14 protein-coding genes are annotated in these 15,669 nt (G+C 45.6%); all 14 read right to left on the bottom strand.

Translation table 11 applies throughout. The annotated features are described in order from the left end of the window. Nucleotides 1-316: 316 nt before the first annotated feature. The 14 genes from FIU21_RS04385 to FIU21_RS04320 all read right to left on the bottom strand — a co-directional run bounded on the left by FIU21_RS04385 (nt 317) and on the right by FIU21_RS04320 (nt 15,667). On the bottom strand, nt 317-1,294 hold the full coding sequence (locus FIU21_RS04385; RefSeq protein WP_004360685.1) for a F0F1 ATP synthase subunit gamma: 978 nt from the start codon (nt 1,292-1,294) through the stop codon (nt 317-319). A gap of 12 nt (nt 1,295-1,306) precedes the next feature. After that, nucleotides 1,307-2,890 (bottom strand): F0F1 ATP synthase subunit alpha, encoded by a 1,584-nt coding sequence (gene atpA, locus FIU21_RS04380; protein WP_004360683.1) that lies wholly within the window; start codon nt 2,888-2,890, stop codon nt 1,307-1,309. Between the two features lie 13 nt (nt 2,891-2,903). Further along, the gene (locus tag FIU21_RS04375; RefSeq protein ID WP_004360681.1) at nt 2,904-3,440 is read right to left on the bottom strand and encodes a F0F1 ATP synthase subunit delta; all 537 of its coding nucleotides are present in this window, start codon (nt 3,438-3,440) and stop codon (nt 2,904-2,906) included. A 6-nt stretch (nt 3,441-3,446) separates the two neighbouring features. Further along, nucleotides 3,447-3,959: a F0F1 ATP synthase subunit B gene (atpF, locus tag FIU21_RS04370; protein WP_004360679.1), complete on the bottom strand. Its 513-nt coding sequence runs from the start codon at nt 3,957-3,959 to the stop codon at nt 3,447-3,449. 52 nt (nt 3,960-4,011) lie between these two features. Beyond that, nucleotides 4,012-4,251, bottom strand: coding sequence for an ATP synthase F0 subunit C (atpE, locus tag FIU21_RS04365; RefSeq protein ID WP_004360677.1), 240 nt, complete (start codon nt 4,249-4,251; stop codon nt 4,012-4,014). 85 nt (nt 4,252-4,336) lie between these two features. Continuing rightward, nucleotides 4,337-5,434: a F0F1 ATP synthase subunit A gene (gene atpB / locus FIU21_RS04360; RefSeq protein WP_021671843.1), complete on the bottom strand. Its 1,098-nt coding sequence runs from the start codon at nt 5,432-5,434 to the stop codon at nt 4,337-4,339. Between the two features lie 3 nt (nt 5,435-5,437). After that, on the bottom strand, nt 5,438-5,848 hold the full coding sequence (locus FIU21_RS04355) for a hypothetical protein (protein WP_004360674.1): 411 nt from the start codon (nt 5,846-5,848) through the stop codon (nt 5,438-5,440). Between the two features lie 30 nt (nt 5,849-5,878). Continuing rightward, on the bottom strand, nt 5,879-6,118 hold the full coding sequence (locus tag FIU21_RS04350; protein ID WP_004360672.1) for a F0F1 ATP synthase subunit delta/epsilon: 240 nt from the start codon (nt 6,116-6,118) through the stop codon (nt 5,879-5,881). A gap of 39 nt (nt 6,119-6,157) precedes the next feature. Next, nucleotides 6,158-7,681 (bottom strand): F0F1 ATP synthase subunit beta, encoded by a 1,524-nt coding sequence (gene atpD, locus FIU21_RS04345; protein ID WP_004360670.1) that lies wholly within the window; start codon nt 7,679-7,681, stop codon nt 6,158-6,160. A gap of 63 nt (nt 7,682-7,744) precedes the next feature. Then, a complete protein-coding gene (gene pfkA / locus FIU21_RS04340; protein WP_013265475.1) occupies nt 7,745-8,722 on the bottom strand; it encodes a 6-phosphofructokinase in 978 nt (325 codons plus the stop codon). 330 nt (nt 8,723-9,052) lie between these two features. Then, on the bottom strand, nt 9,053-10,243 hold the full coding sequence (locus FIU21_RS04335; protein ID WP_004360666.1) for a YncE family protein: 1,191 nt from the start codon (nt 10,241-10,243) through the stop codon (nt 9,053-9,055). A gap of 26 nt (nt 10,244-10,269) precedes the next feature. Beyond that, on the bottom strand, nt 10,270-12,684 hold the full coding sequence (locus FIU21_RS04330) for a TonB-dependent receptor (RefSeq protein ID WP_036886499.1): 2,415 nt from the start codon (nt 12,682-12,684) through the stop codon (nt 10,270-10,272). Between the two features lie 7 nt (nt 12,685-12,691). Further along, a complete protein-coding gene (locus FIU21_RS04325) occupies nt 12,692-13,285 on the bottom strand; it encodes a TetR/AcrR family transcriptional regulator (protein ID WP_036886540.1) in 594 nt (197 codons plus the stop codon). A gap of 741 nt (nt 13,286-14,026) precedes the next feature. Further along, nucleotides 14,027-15,667, bottom strand: coding sequence for a hypothetical protein (locus FIU21_RS04320; RefSeq protein WP_036886498.1), 1,641 nt, complete (start codon nt 15,665-15,667; stop codon nt 14,027-14,029). Nucleotides 15,668-15,669 lie beyond the last annotated feature (2 nt).

Here is a 15,669-nt window from a genome sequence, read left to right as displayed (position 1 = left end):
AAAGAGCACCTTTTACAAGCCTATTGGGCGTCTTTTAGAAGCCAATTAAGCATTAATTGGGAAAGGAGAGATTGAAAAGTTAGGACAAAAGGGAAAGCCCCTCCCCCATCCCCTCCCCCAAAGGGAGGGGCGTGATTACCGTGATAGTATAACTATTGGGCTAATTAACTATTAGGCTTATTGGGCTAATAAGGCTAATTAATTATTAGGCTAATTAATTATTAGGCTAATTAATCAAAAAAAACAGGGACAAGCAAAGAGCTTATCCCTGTCTATTAGATTCTTTTCACTGCCTTCCCCGAGGGGAAGCAGGAAGTTAGTTATTTACCGTACCGCCAACAATATCGAGCAACTCAGACGTAATGGCTGCCTGACGCGACTTGTTATACTGCAAGTTGAGTCCACGAAGCAGGTCGTCAGCATTATCTGTTGCGGTCTGCATGGCAACCATTCGTGCTGCATGCTCAGAGGCATTACTGTCAAGAAGAGCAGTATAAACCATGTTATTCAGCAGTTTCGGTACTAATGCTTTCAAGACTGTACGCAGGTCTGGCTCAATGATAAAGTTATCATTCAGAGGAACAACAGCCTCATTATTAGACTTCTGTGTTCCAGACTGTCCTTTCCTCTTGAGATATTCCTGTGCAGCCTTCGTTGCGATATTTGATGAAAGATCGCGCGTAGAGTCGGCATTGACTTCTTCCTCAAGGTCAATTGGAAGGAAATTCTTACGTTGGAGAATCTGGCTTCCTGCACTCTTGAAATGATGGTAGATAATCTCCACCTTGTCAAACTCGCCCTTCAACCATTTCTGGCTTAACTCCATGGCAATACTGCGGCACTCCTCAAAACTTGGTTTATCAGCAAGCTGCGGATAAGGATATACACAGGTATACCCACGCTTCTTTGCTGATTCATACACCTTACGTCCTACAGGATAGATGACAATATCCTTGTCGGTCAGGCCCTGCGCATGATATTCGTCTATCGTATGCTGCATCAGCTTGATGACATTCGCATTGAATCCACCACAGAGAGAACTGTTTGAGGAGAACACGAGTAAGGCAACACGTTTCACTGGTCTCTGCTCGCCGAACGGAGTATCCGTATCGGGCGTAGAGACAAGGAAAGCCTTAAGAATGTGTTCGAGCATAGCCGCGTATGGAAGCATACTCTCGATGGCATTCTGGGCATGGTGTAACTTACTCGACGCAACCATCTTCATCGCACTCGTAATCTTACGAGTACTCTGAACACTGGCTATACGAGTCTTGATTTCCTTTAAGGATGCCATTCTGTATTGTCTTTATTTATATTGTCCGGCAATATTGCCCATGACTTCTTCGATTACCTTGATAGAAGTGTCTTCGAGGTTACCAGCAGCCAAATCGATGATGACATCGGCATGAGCAGTGCGCATAGTGTCGAGGAACTGGTCCTGGCACTGGCGAACCTGCTCAACAGGTACGTCGCGCATCAAGCCGTGTACACCGCAGTAGAGGATAGCAATCTGCTCACCCACAGGCATTGGACTGTACTGTGGCTGGATAAGTAACTGGTTGTTCTTACGTCCACGGTCGAGGGTCATCGCTGTGACCTTGTCCATATCTGATGAGAACTTAGAGAATGCCTCCAACTCACGATACTGTGCCATATCAATCTTCAACGTACCAGCTACCTTCTTCATACTCTTAACCTGTGCTGAACCACCTACACGAGATACGGAGATACCTACGTTAATAGCTGGACGGAAGCCCTGATTGAAGAGGTCTGACTCAAGATAAATCTGACCATCGGTAATGGAAATCACGTTAGTAGGGATGTAGGCTGACACGTCACCTGCCTGTGTCTCAATGATAGGCAATGCAGTGAGTGAACCACCACCACGTACATAGCCCTTCATACACTCTGGGAGGTCGTTCATCTTCTCTGCAATCTCCTGCTGGTTGTTGATACGTGCAGCGCGCTCAAGCAGACGAGAGTGGAGATAGAAGACGTCACCCGGATAAGCCTCACGACCTGAAGGACGACGGAGAATCAATGATACCTCACGATAGGCAACAGCCTGCTTTGACAAGTCATCGTAGATAACGAGGGCTGAGTAGCCACGATCGCGGAAGTACTCACCAATGGCAGCACCGGCAAATGGAGCATAATACTGCATAGCAGCAGGATCAGCCGCTGTAGCACTTACGATAATTGTATAAGGCATTGCGCCATGCTCCTTGAGGTTCTGTACCAATGTAGCAACGGTAGAAGCTTTCTGACCGATGGCAACATAGATACAATAAACAGGATTACCCTGCTCGTAGAAGCTCTTCTGATTGATGATAGCATCAACGGCAATGGCTGTCTTACCTGTCTGGCGGTCACCAATGATAAGCTCACGCTGACCACGACCGATAGGAATCATTGAGTCAACAGCCTTCAGACCCGTCTGGAGTGGTTCCTTCACTGGCTGACGATAGATAACACCTGGCGCCTTACGGTCCAATGGCATTTCGAAAGAGTCAGTCAAGTCGATTTCACCCTTACCATCGATAGCCTCTCCAAGCGGATTGACTACACGTCCCAAGAAGTTGTCATTGACACGGATAGAGGCAATACGGTGTGTACGCTTCACGCTCTGACCTTCCTTGATACCTTCAGTAGGACCAAGAAGGACACAACCTACATTGTCTTCCTCCAAGTTCATGACAATAGCCATGGTGCCATTCTCAAATTCAAGCAACTCGTTGGCTTCAGCATTGCGAAGACCATAGACACGTGCTACACCGTCGCTGACGGTCAGTACGCTACCGACTTCATCAAACTTCTCCTCAGAGTTGATGCCTTGAAGTTCTTTCAAAAGAATCTCAGACACCTCACTTGGTTTAATTTTATCTGACATGTTATTAATCTAATTACTTTTTTAATTGTGTGAGGATAGCATTCAGTTTGCTCTTCACGCTGGCGTCCATTCTGTAAGTATCGTACTCAAGAATAAAGCCACCTATGAGTGAAGGGTCAACCTCAGTGTTGAACTCAACGGTTCCCTGTGCTCTGGATTGTACCAGTGCTTTCATCTTGTCTTCCGTCTGGGAAGAGACAGGCGAGGCTGTGATGACCTTTCCGCGAATGATGTTCTTCTGCTTACGATACAGAGCGACATAGTCATTCGCCATAAGCTGTAGCAACTCCTCTCTATCACCCTTCAAGACAAGGGAAAGGAAATTACCAACAAGCTCAGGACAGTCGTCGCCACAGGCTACTTCCAATAGCTTGCGCTTCTTGTCCTTCGGAAGCATCGGGCTTTCAATCGTCATGCGGAGTTCGGGCACCTGAAGGTAATTCTGGGCAAGTGTTTGCATAATAGCATACACCTTGTCCTCGATACCTTGCTCACAGGCAGACTTCAATAGCGCACGAGCATAGCGAACCGATATTACACCTGTATTCATAAGCGATTATTTACTTTCTGTTCCGTTAGAAGAAGCAACTTCATCCAATAAGCTGTTGATAAGCTGAGTTTGCTCGGCAGAAGTAGCCAGTTCCTTATGCAGAATCTTCTCGGCAATCTGCACAGAAAGCTCTGCAACCTGCGAACGGATGTCGCGGATGGCAGCCTGCTTCTGACTTTCAATCTCTGCCTTGGCTTCAGAAAGGATGCGAGCACTCTCGTCGCGTGCTTTCTCCTGTGCCTGTCCGACTATGGTGTCACGTGTCTCAGACGCCTCTCTAAGGATTTGCGCCTGTTTCTCACGTGCCTCCATAAGCAGATCCTCACCTTGTTTCTGAATGTTGGCAAGCCTCAAGTTGGCTTCTTCTGCCTTTGCAAGACTCTCGTCAATATACTCCTTGCGCTCGTTCACCATCTTAATGATAGAAGGGAATCCCCACTTCCATAAGATGAAGAAGACCACTAAGAAGACGAGGGTCATCCAAAAGAGTAAGCCACTATCTGGCAATAATAATGACATAAGCTGCTAAATTACTTTTCTTACCAATTTGTTTAATAATTCTCTGAGTAGTTTAGAATACACAGAGGAGAGCGATAATTGCAGCGAAGAAGGCAACACCCTCAACCAATGCGGCTGCAATAATCATAGCAGAACGAAGCTCACCGATCTTCTCTGGCTGGCGAGCCATAGCGTCCATAGCCTGACCACCGATACGACCTATACCAAGACCTGCGCCTACGGCTGCGATACCTGCACCGATAGCGGCGCCTAACTTTGCAGTTTCTGCTGCTAATAACAATGATGTCAACATAGTTTCTTTCTTTTAATTATTAATTATTTTTTATTTCTTATCTATTAATAGGGGGATGAGAAGTATTTATCTCCTTCACTCCTTCTTATCCTTCTGCCTCATGAACACGTGCCAAAGAGATAAACACAGCACTCAACATCGTGAAGACCAGAGCTTGAATAAAGCTAACCAAAATCTCCAAAAGCATCATGAAGATACTCATACCCACACTCACAATCGTCATGGAAGAACTTAGGACAACACCCATCGTTGCCATGATGAAGATGATACAGGTTAAAGCCAGCGCAATAGCATGTCCTGCCATCATATTGGCAAAAAGACGAACCATCAATGCGAAAGGTTTTGTGAAGATACCAAATATCTCTATCACAGGCATCAAAGGCACTGGAACTTTCAACCATGCGGGTACGTCTGGCCAAAAGATATCTTTCCAATAATGCTTTGTTCCTGAGAAATTGGTTACTAAGAACGTACAAATAGCCAAGAAGAAAGTGATGGTTATATTACCCGTAAGGTTACCACCTCCTGGTGGGAATGGCACAATACCCATGACATTAGCCACGAAGATGAAGAAGAAACACGTCAGAAGATAAGGTGCATACTTCTCTGAGTCCTTACCTAATGTCGGTTTAATAACCTCATCATAGACATACATCACAAACATATGCATCAGACCAGTGAAGCCTTTTGGTGCCTTATCGGTAACCTTATGGCGACGACACCAGCGTGCTGGAATCAAGATACACAGTAAGAGAATGATGGCATCAATGAAGAGTACACACACCGACTTCGTGATAGAGAGGTCAAGAGGGCGCACTTCTGTGCCGTCCTTCTGCAACTCAACGATGCGACGTTCGTAGTTCCCCTTCGTTGCAATGAATAGGTCTGGGTTGTTTTTACAAGGACGATAGCCCGCATGTGGACCTTCTTCTAACGGCTCTTCAGCAAAGTCCTCAGCACAACCCGTGTACCAACCATTTGATGTCTTCACAATGACTGGCAGGTTGATGATGATTGGCTTATCACCGATATTGGTTACATGCCACTCGTATGAGTCCTTAATATGTCCCCACAATATCTCCTGCAGGTTAACACCCTCCCCTTTACTCTCTGATGCGGCAGCACCAGGCAGAAGCAGGAAGAGCATCATCACCATACAAATCAGATGCTTGAGATATTTCATTCGTTAATTATTAATTTTATTGTTCTTTTCCACTTTGTAAAAATAGACGGTATCGAATGCCAACAGCACAAGATAGAATATCATAAAGATAACGACAAAGCCGATTACCATTGCGCGTTCTTTCACCACCATTGCATAAACGACAACAGTCAAGAATGCCAACAGCATGCGAAAACCAGAGCCCGCAAGATAGAAGTTATTCATAACCGTGGGCGACTGACTGGCTATCGCTTTCCATGCTCCTCCATAGATGGAAGAGGTGATAAGTGAGTAAACAGCACTGATAGTCAGCAAATTGATATAAGCCGTTTGCTGCGTTAGCTGCACAACGAATAAGCCAATAAGATAAAGACCTGCGATAATCCACAAGTTATTCTTATAGTACTTCTTATACACTTTGTTAACATCCATCATCCGTATTCAGCTGTCTGTCGGTTATATCTTTTAGATTTCTACGCAAAGACTGACCAAGTTCTTCTTCACCTCAACGAATCCGCCAACGATATGAAGTTCCTTAGTATCACCTTTTACGCTGTAAGCTACCTTGCCTTCAACGAGTGTAGAGATGATAGGCGCGTGATTATTGAGAATCTCAAATGGTCCCACTGTACCAGGAACCAGCACACTATCCACCTCGCCTGTAAAGACAATCCTTTCGGGAGAAACTATTCTAAGTGTCAACATAGACAATTCAATTATTATTCAGTTTGTGCAAGAAGATGATTACTTAGTAGCCTCCAAAAGACGCTTAGCCTTCTCCTTGACATCCTCTATCGTACCAACGTTCAAGAACGCCTGCTCTGGGAGGTCGTCAACCTCACCATTCAAGATAGCGTTGAAGCCCTTGATGGTTTCCTCGATTGGCACCATAACACCCTTAACACCAGTGAACTGCTCAGCAACAGTAAATGGCTGAGAGAGGAAACGCTGTACACGACGAGCGCGGTTCACAACCAACTTATCCTCGTCTGACAACTCGTCCATACCCAAGATGGCAATGATATCCTGCAATTCGTTATAGTGCTGAAGCAACTGCTTTACTCTCTGCGCACACTCATAGTGGTCCTTACCAACAATCAGTGGGTCAAGAATACGTGAGGTACTACCCAATGGATCTACCGCAGGATAGATACCAAGCTCGGTAATCTTACGGCTCAACTCTGTTGTTGCATCCAAGTGGGTAAAGGTAGTAGCTGGAGCAGGGTCGGTCAAGTCGTCAGCAGGCACGTAAACCGCCTGTACTGAAGTAATTGAACCATGCTTTGTAGAAGTAATACGCTCCTGCATCGTACCCATCTCACTTGCCAAAGTAGGCTGATAACCTACGGCTGATGGCATACGACCCAACAACGCTGATACCTCAGAACCAGCCTGCGTGAAACGGAAGATGTTATCGATGAAGAACATGATATCTGCTGCCTCACCATTCTTACCTCCGTGATCGCGGAACTCCTCAGCAACGGTCAGACCAGAGAGTGCCACTGATGCACGTGCCCCTGGTGGCTCATTCATCTGTCCATAGACAAGTGTTGCCTGCGACTTCTGCAATTCTTCCTGATCAACAAGCGAAAGGTCCCACTTGCCTTCATCCATTGCCTTGCGGAACTTCTCACCATAACGGATAACACCTGACTCCAACATATCGCGAATCAAGTCATTACCCTCACGTGTACGTTCACCTACACCGGCAAATACAGAGTAACCATTGTGACCCTTAGCGATGTTGTTAATCAACTCCATGATAAGCACCGTCTTACCTACACCGGCACCACCAAAGAGACCAATCTTACCACCCTTCATATAAGGCTCAAGCAAGTCGATGACCTTAATACCGGTCTGAAGCATCTCCTTATGCGTAGAGAGGTCTTCAAACTTTGGCGCCTCGCGGTGGATAGGATAAGCACCTTCCATACTCAGTGCCTCCATACCATCGATAGGCTGACCGATAACGTTCATCATACGACCCTTAATCTGGTCACCAGCTGGCATAACGATAGGACTGCCTGTTGGCACAACCTCAAGGTTACGCTGCAGACCATCCGTATTATCCATAGCCACACAGCGCACGGTGTCTTCACCAATATGCTGCTGTACCTCGATAATCAAATCCTGCCCATTCGCACGTTTTACGCGTAGGGCATCATGAATCTTTGGCAGAACCTTCTCAGGATTCTCTCCCTTAGTATCAAAGTAGACATCGATAACTGGACCGATAATCTGGGAGATGCGCCCATTAATCTGTGACATAAATATCTTTGTTGTTTTTTATTATTATTTCCTCTATATATAAATAAGGTGGAAAGACCCCTCTTAGATGCTCAACTCGTCGAGAACCTTAATAAGTTTCTTGTCGAAAGGCTTATCTGAACGGATTGCCTCAGACAATGGAACATAAACCACCTCATTGTTTCTAACACCTACCATAATATTACGTTGTCCCTGCATAATGGCCTCAATAGCACCAACACCCGTACTACTTGCAAGGATACGGTCGCGTGCTGAAGGGCGACCACCACGCTGCAAGTGGCCAAGAATTGACACACGTACGTCATAATCAGGGAACTCCTTGCGTACACGGTCAGCATAATACATAGCTCCACACTTAGGGCTCTCAGAGACAATGACGATACAACTTCTCTTAGACTTACGAATACCACGTTCCATGAAGCGACCCAACTGGTCGACGTTAGTAGAGTCTTCTGGAATAATCGCTGCCTCTGCACCACTCGCAATAGCCGAGTTCTGTGCAAGGAAACCAGCATCACGTCCCATCACCTCTACAAAGAAGATGCGCTCGTGGCTCTGGGCGGTATCACGAATACGGTCGACACACTCCATAATTGTGTTCATCGTCGTGTCATAACCGATGGTGCTGTCCGTACCATAGAGGTCATTATCTATCGTACCTGGCAGACCGATGCAACAGAAATCAAACTCCTGTGCAAACATCATCGCACCCGTCAACGAGCCATTACCACCAATGACAACCAGCGCATCAATACCCTCCTTGACAAGGTTATCGTATGCCTGCTGACGTCCTTCCATCGTTTTAAAACCTTTTGAGCGTGCCGTCTTGAGTATTGTACCGCCCTGACCGATAATACCGCTAACATTCTCAGTGGTAAAAGGCTTAATGTCATCCGTAATCAATCCCTCATAACCACGATAGACACCTTTGATTTCAAAACCATTATAGATGCCAGCTCTGGTCACAGCACGTATTGCTGCATTCATTCCAGGGGCGTCACCGCCAGAGGTCAGAATACCTATTGTCTTTATTTTGCCCATATATAGTCTTAGAACTCTTTTTTTATTAAATCTAAGCGCAAAGATAACAAATAAAAAGTACAAAAGCAAAGTTGATAAGGAAAAAAATTGGAATTAAACCCAAATCGGTCATTAAACCACAATATATATCGTTCTTATTACTATGGTATTGTTTCCTAACAACCGATTTGGGTTAAATCAGAAAAGGGGAAGAAGGTATATCTCCTCCCAATCACACAAAGAGCCACCAGCAACCACCAAGCAGTCCCTTCCCTTGAGGGTATATCAAAATTGAGACACCCTCAAGGGAAGGGACTACTACTCTTTCTGTGGATTCGATATGTACACAAACTACCTCAACTCATGCACTGCATATGGTGCACCAGAGGTTTTTACCTTGAGGATCTCGTAGGTGGCAGTGGCTGGATGATAGACGGAATAGCCCATACCTTGGTCGGTGGACATACCGAAGATGATGTCATTACCCGACTTACAGAGGGTTGCAGCCCACCCAGCTGTGGCAGAGAGGTCCAACTTTGTACAGCTCTTATTGTAGAGATTAATCTCGAAAGGTTGGAAGCATTTATCGTGGACATAGTCTGGTGGATTGCTTGCAGCACCTGGTATGTTGAGGTAAGCATACACCTTTCCGTTGCCGCCATACACCTTCACGTACGCATACGACGTCTTATTACCTTTGACACCCACTAAGTTAACATCCGCAAGGGTGAAGCAGTAGGATTTATCAAAGTCTGTCTGACCTTTCTTAATACGCAGAAATCCCTCCTTGACACCAGGCTGATAGCCAAACATCGCTACACAATAAAAATAGATATCACCCTTCTCATCGATGAAAGGGTCGCCAGCTGGCGACTCACCAGAGGCCATTGAGACACGAGGATCACTAACGACTTTGATAGGTTTATCGGTTTTTGTGTCAATCAAAGCCACGTAAGCCCCTGCTTCACAGACGTATGTAGACTTCATCTGACTAAGTGCCACGTAGAGTATTCCGTCTCTTATGACAGATGCGGCAGGCTCAGGATTATTGTCACCAGCGGCTTTCCCCAAGGAGTACTCCGCCAAATCAATCTCTCCAACCTTCTCCATTGTGGTAGGATTGATGATGATTACCTTTCCTAACCCATGACAAGAGACGTATGCCTTATGGTCGGAAGCAAAGGTGATGTACATTGCTGCAGCCCCACTTGGGAGTAGGATAGTATTCCCCTCCTGCACTAACTTTCCCTCTTTCTGGGCATATTTATAGATGTGTTCGGTGTCGGTTATATACACTTTCCCCTTATATACGAAGGAAAAAGCACCCTTCGGCATCACCAGCGCATTATCGGTATTGAGCGAGCCAACGTTCATGTCTTTGAAAACACTTACGTATGTATTGTCTCCGATGTTAACACTATGGACGAAGCCCATCTCCGTCTTTGCCGGTGCAGGCGGTGTGTCAGGTGAGTCTTTGTCGCAAGATAGTAGTCCGACGGTCGTTAGCAGCATGATAGCTGCAGTTAAGAAATAATGTTTCATTGTGTTTTGATTAAAGAAGTTAATAATTATAAGCTCATTGCCCCACCTGCCAGTTTGTCTCTGAACAGGTTGAAGCGTAGTTTTGCCTTTAATGTTCTTCCGGGCAGAGGCATCTTAAATTCCATGTAGTTCTCCTTGTTGAAGACGTTTTCTAACTCAAGGCTCAGTGACATATTATTATGCCATAAAGACTGTTGGAGGCCTATCGTGAAGACATCATTGGATGGGATACGCCATTTCCTACGCTCCTCTGCAAGCGAACTCATCTGCCATCCCCAGTCAAACTCGCCCACATGCGACACGTCGATATAGACTCTCGACAGCTCTCGGCGCCCTATCAAGCCCTCTGCATGGTACTCCATGCCATAGTTATAGTAAAAGGCAGGGATGTTAGGGACGTGCTTATTATAGGTAGGGTTGCTCGTTCCTTGTTCGTCATTAAACCATCTTTGCCTGTCTCGGATATCCTGTAAGGTGAGATTAAAGTAGAGATAGACATTGCGTGTGACGTCCACCTTCACGTCAGTGTCCATTCCGATGGTCCTTGTCTTCCCTAAGTTCGTATAGATAGAACGTGTGTCAGCAGGGAAGAGTCTTATCATGTTCTTCATCATCATATAGTAGAAATTCGTCTCCCACTGCACCCTCATAAGTCCGCACAGTCCTCTTCTATCGACGATGAAACCAAGGTTCAGATTATTCCCCACCTCTGGCTGCAGGTTGACCGACGGCTTGATGCTCACCCCATTACCAAAGAGTTCGCCCGTATCGGGTATCCTCACGTTATGCGAGAACGACAGCTTCGCCCGCACATCCTTCCATAGTTCATAGCTGAAGCCCTCACTGAAGCCATAATACGACCGTTCCACACGGGTCTGCTTCGGTGCTAACTCGTCTGTTGCCTGCCCTTTCGCCAGCGCGTCACTGGTTCTGTAAATCCTCGAGTTAAGGTAGTAGATGCTGAGAGTCAATGCGTTTTGAAACCGATGATTAGCCGAGACAAACAGATGACTGAGACCGATGTTGTTAGCAGTCATCCTACTTGGATAGGCACTGGGGTCAAAGCCAAGATAGTCTTTCATGCCTTCGTCCTTAGGAGTATAGGCCGAGTAGGCCGATTGGTCATTGAGATTAAGAGTGTGCCGACCCCGTGTATATTTCAAGTTAAACTTACTCCTCACCTCAAACTGCCGATCATGCGACTCGTTAAAAAGATTGTCGTCCGTCTCTCCTACGGCTTGTGTGACTGTTCCGTCCCATTGTCTCCTCGTCGTGGCGGTGTCTGTCATATTCGAGCGGATGATAGGTGTGACGATAGCATACTTCATATCCAGTCCTTTAACGAGGAAGTCTTGTTTCTCCAACACGAGGTTTGGCATGATATTTATCCCTTTTGTATAGGCATGGCGAGCGTCGAAATTAAGCGACTGTATCCCCTTCTTGTTCTGATAAAAGGCACATTCTAAGTCGAACTTATCAAAGTAGAGCTTCCTAAACCCTATCCCTACATGATAGAAATTGGCTTCGTAATAGTCGTTCCGACGTCTCACCTTTCTATATGCCGACGCAGGCAGATTAGTCTCGAACACTGGCCACGACATCATATAGTCGTTTTTCGACTTATTCTTAAAGAATGCCACGTTAAATAATATCCCTGGTCGGGTGAAGAGCTTTTGTCCACTTACGAGCGTCTTCACCGTCCCAAAGGATGCCAACTCCTGTGTAAAGCCCACCAGGTCGCACTCGTCTTCTCGTGTGACGATGTTGATGGCGCCTCCTAAACCGTCTCCGCCATACTCCGCAGGGACAATTCCTTTATACACCTCGATATACTTGATGACGTCTATCGGGATGTCATTAATATCGAACGAACCGTCAGGACTGTTCAGTGGGAACCCATCGATATATACCGCCACACGCTTCCCTTCTAAGCCATGAACCGAGATGCGCGATGCACTACCCAGTCCGCCTGCCTTCCGAACCTTAATTCCTGATGTCCTCGTCAGTATCTCCTCAATGCTACTCGACCGTCCTCTTAGTTTCGCACCGTCCACAACTGTCACGGCCATAGGGCTTTGCCGTATCTGGTTTATCTCTGCACTCTGTGCCGAACTCCGCACGACAACCTCACGCAACGAGGTCGATGAGGGTTCAAGATAGTAGTCTCTTGTCACATCACCACCCGCCGCAACGACCTCCCTCAGCCGTTTGTAGCCTACTGCCGACACCTCTATCGTGTAAGCACCCCCTGTGGCAACCGTCAGCTGATAGTCGCCAGCCTTGTCAGAGAGGGTCTTCTGCCTCGTTCCCTTGACTGCTATGCATGCTCCACAGATAGGAGTCGACGTCTCTTTCTCCATTATCTTACCCCTTAACAGCCGTTGGGCCGTCACGAGCAGAGGGCACAGACATAACATTGTAATAAGGATTAATCTCTTCATACCTAACTTATTGTTTTATGAGTTCTTGCCACCCTGCCGTATTATAGCATATATATTCGCCCAAAGCCTGCCTCACTTCCTCCTTCCGAAGGTCGGGGGTCATCACAATCTCACCGATGATGGTCACCCATGTAGAGGCGTTAATACGAAAGAAGAGAGGCGACACTCTCGTCCCCACCTGCTCCATGTAAGTTTTACTTATCGCCACTTGTGCGTCGATAAAGTTCTCACGGAAATTCTCCAAGGAGGTACCCTGCGACTCAAAGAGCAGTAGTCTCAGTTCTTCCTTATATAAGAAAATGAAACGAAGCATTTCCTTTAGAAAATCCTTCTGCCGTTGTGGGGAGAAATCAAGGTGCGTTTCTTCGTGTTCACCCTTGCTATACGACGCCATTCGTTCGCCTATCGCAGAGAGTAGCGGATGCAGGACAGCACATAAGATATCGTCCTTTGTCTTAAAATAGTTGTATATATTCCCCAGCACAACACCGGACTTAGCCGAGATTGTTCGCATCGAGGTCTTCCTATAACCACACTTAACAAACTCACTGCGGGCGGCCATGACAATCCTACTCCGCACATCTTCTTTTAATGTTTTCATAATAGCATTATTAACGGACAATGTCTTGTTTTGTTCATAAAAAAAAGCGTATTGCATTCAACCTGCAATACGCTTTCTTCCACTTGACGTTCTATGGCATACTAATCGTTTCTCCATTCTGTCGATTTTTGCTGCAAAGATAGGCAAAGATTTCCATCTTGTCAATACTTACTAATAGGTATTTTAATCCAAATCGATTATTAGAGCCTAAACATATTTTGTTTTATCATTGAGCAGATTATTTGTCTTTTAGGCGCAGACGTAGTGGGCTACGTCAAGTTACAAAGACAGACAAGATGCCGATAAGAAAATAAAATCTGTTAGGAAACAATATCATATCATCGCAAATCTGTGCCCTCTGTGAGAAAATTCATCCGCACAACATTATGAAATATTGTTACAAAATAGCAAGAAAAAAGGTGGAATAAAAGACTAAAAACAAGTATTTTAAACATCGTTATAACTCTCTCGTGTTCAGGTAGTTGCAAAAGCGGTTTTCAAAAGAGCGTTAGTAAGGCGTCAAAAGGGCGTTAGTAAGGGGCTTAAAGGGCACCTTTTGCAAGCCAAAAGGGCGTCTTTTCAAAGCCAAAAGATAATGTCTTGAAATCGAAGATATGAAAGATTTTTACAATGATGCAGAAATACAGAAGACAGAAAGCGCGTAATTACTTTCTGTCTCCCATATTATTTCCTCCTCTCTCGATATTAAGAGAGGAAGGAATAAGTCTTTAATTCTTGCGATTAGAACCAGAAACCAGCATCGCTGTGCTTGCTATCTCCGTGGAAATTCCACCAGAAATCGAGGACAGCAGTCTTGATATCGGTTATTCCAAAGGCATCCATCAGTGAACGAATTGACATCAAGTTGCTCTCTGAATAATCCTTTGCATTGTCGCTTAACTTATCGTAATCAGTATCGTAAACCTTTTCATCCAGTTCGCGCTCATCGCTGTCCATATAGATATTCATCGGTACGACGATGGTTGGCAGCCACGCTTCCTCCTTCAACTGACGGGCAGTTGGTGCGTAGAAAGGACTTGCTTTGCCATTGATCAACTTAGAGTTACGAGCACGCATCAAGCGAATTTCGAGGTTAAACTGCTTATGCGTACGCAAGAACTTAAAGTAGCCTTTGTGTCCGATAGGGTTCGACTGACCAGTGAATTTAGCACCATCAAACTTGTTAGTCTTATTCCATGGGTCCGTATCACAGTAGACATAATCGAAGAATTCAGTAGAGTTAACATCGGTTGCCTCCTTCTTTCCGCCATAAGAAGGGCGAATATCGTCTACCATAAAGAAGTGCTGATAGTGGCTGTCTTCGCCATTATTGACGATTTGAGAGGTAATTTCGTTGCCCGCCTTATCATAATAGTGAATGACAAAAGCCGACACATAATACCCCTGACTACTTCCCATAAGATTCACACTCTTACCATTCTGTGGATCAGCCACCCACTTTCCATTCTCCAAAGTATAGGTAAGCTTGTAGTTACGTCCGATATACTTCAATTCTTTTGGTGTTGGGTTCTGATGAAAAGCCTTTGGTCCATGCAGGTGACCATTATAGATTTCAATCACAGCCTTTGCAGGATTGATAAGTGAAGGGTCGGTAGTACTCTCCTCAGTTGACTGCCCATCAATCACGATAGGCAGTTTAACGTTGATATCCCAAAGTCCAGTGCTAAGCAACTTTCCAGCTGGATTGTAGAAAGGAGAGGCCTTTCCGTCGTCACCAAACTTACTTCCTGCAGCGTGGAGCAGGTCGACAGAGAGCGTAAACTTACGTCCCGGCTTCACAAATTTGATAAGACCTTCGAAGCCCATAGGATTCGTGTCGCCAACGAAGGTACCGTTCAACTCGTCTATATAACGGTAGTCATAAGGCAGTTCTGCCTTGTTTGTGACACGCACAGAACTCGTCTGTCCCTCATACATCACCTGCTTGAACATTGAGAAGAAGTGCTGATGAATCTTGTCCTGACCAAGGTTATAGAACTGACTGTTCATCATTTCGCCCTTTGCATTATAATACTCCATCTTCAGAAGATAGACAACTGAAGGGTTGTCCACGCTATTCTTTACGTTAAACGACTTTGTTGCGCTCGTCACGTGCCAACCCTGACCAGCCGTTGTCTCCCACTCTATCACTTGAGCTGGAGCAGAAGACGCCTTGAAATTAGCCATCTTTGGCGTATTATCAAAGGCAGAAGCATTGTTGAGTGTTCCTTCCTGCAGTGTAAAGACAGCACGAACAGGGTCTTCATGGAGTTTATTTTCTTTCTCATTCTCTGGCTGTTCTGGGTTACAACCCACGAACAGCATGGTCATTACTGCACTAAAAGCAAGGACAAGACCATTTATGAATCTCTTTGTTTTCATCG

Source organism: Prevotella melaninogenica (assembly GCF_013267595.1).
Lineage (GTDB): Bacteria > Bacteroidota > Bacteroidia > Bacteroidales > Bacteroidaceae > Prevotella > Prevotella melaninogenica_D.
The sequence above is the reverse complement of the archived record's forward strand: the minus strand, read 5'-3'. Positions and strand labels throughout refer to the sequence as shown.

Excerpts from the sequence above, each read along its gene's own strand:
- FIU21_RS04385 (WP_004360685.1), bottom strand. The coding sequence starts at position 1,294 with ATGGCATCCTTAAAGGAAATCAAGACTCGTATAGCCAGTGTTCAGAGT.
- atpA (WP_004360683.1), bottom strand. The coding sequence starts at position 2,890 with ATGTCAGATAAAATTAAACCAAGTGAGGTGTCTGAGATTCTTTTGAAA.
- FIU21_RS04375 (WP_004360681.1), bottom strand. The coding sequence starts at position 3,440 with ATGAATACAGGTGTAATATCGGTTCGCTATGCTCGTGCGCTATTGAAG.
- atpF (WP_004360679.1), bottom strand. The coding sequence starts at position 3,959 with ATGTCATTATTATTGCCAGATAGTGGCTTACTCTTTTGGATGACCCTC.
- atpE (WP_004360677.1), bottom strand. The coding sequence starts at position 4,251 with ATGTTGACATCATTGTTATTAGCAGCAGAAACTGCAAAGTTAGGCGCC.
- atpB (WP_021671843.1), bottom strand. The coding sequence starts at position 5,434 with ATGAAATATCTCAAGCATCTGATTTGTATGGTGATGATGCTCTTCCTG.
- FIU21_RS04355 (WP_004360674.1), bottom strand. The coding sequence starts at position 5,848 with ATGATGGATGTTAACAAAGTGTATAAGAAGTACTATAAGAATAACTTG.
- FIU21_RS04350 (WP_004360672.1), bottom strand. The coding sequence starts at position 6,118 with ATGTTGACACTTAGAATAGTTTCTCCCGAAAGGATTGTCTTTACAGGC.
- atpD (WP_004360670.1), bottom strand. The coding sequence starts at position 7,681 with ATGTCACAGATTAATGGGCGCATCTCCCAGATTATCGGTCCAGTTATC.
- pfkA (WP_013265475.1), bottom strand. The coding sequence starts at position 8,722 with ATGGGCAAAATAAAGACAATAGGTATTCTGACCTCTGGCGGTGACGCC.
- FIU21_RS04335 (WP_004360666.1), bottom strand. The coding sequence starts at position 10,243 with ATGAAACATTATTTCTTAACTGCAGCTATCATGCTGCTAACGACCGTC.
- FIU21_RS04330 (WP_036886499.1), bottom strand. The coding sequence starts at position 12,684 with ATGAAGAGATTAATCCTTATTACAATGTTATGTCTGTGCCCTCTGCTC.
- FIU21_RS04325 (WP_036886540.1), bottom strand. The coding sequence starts at position 13,285 with ATGAAAACATTAAAAGAAGATGTGCGGAGTAGGATTGTCATGGCCGCC.
- FIU21_RS04320 (WP_036886498.1), bottom strand. The coding sequence starts at position 15,667 with ATGAAAACAAAGAGATTCATAAATGGTCTTGTCCTTGCTTTTAGTGCA.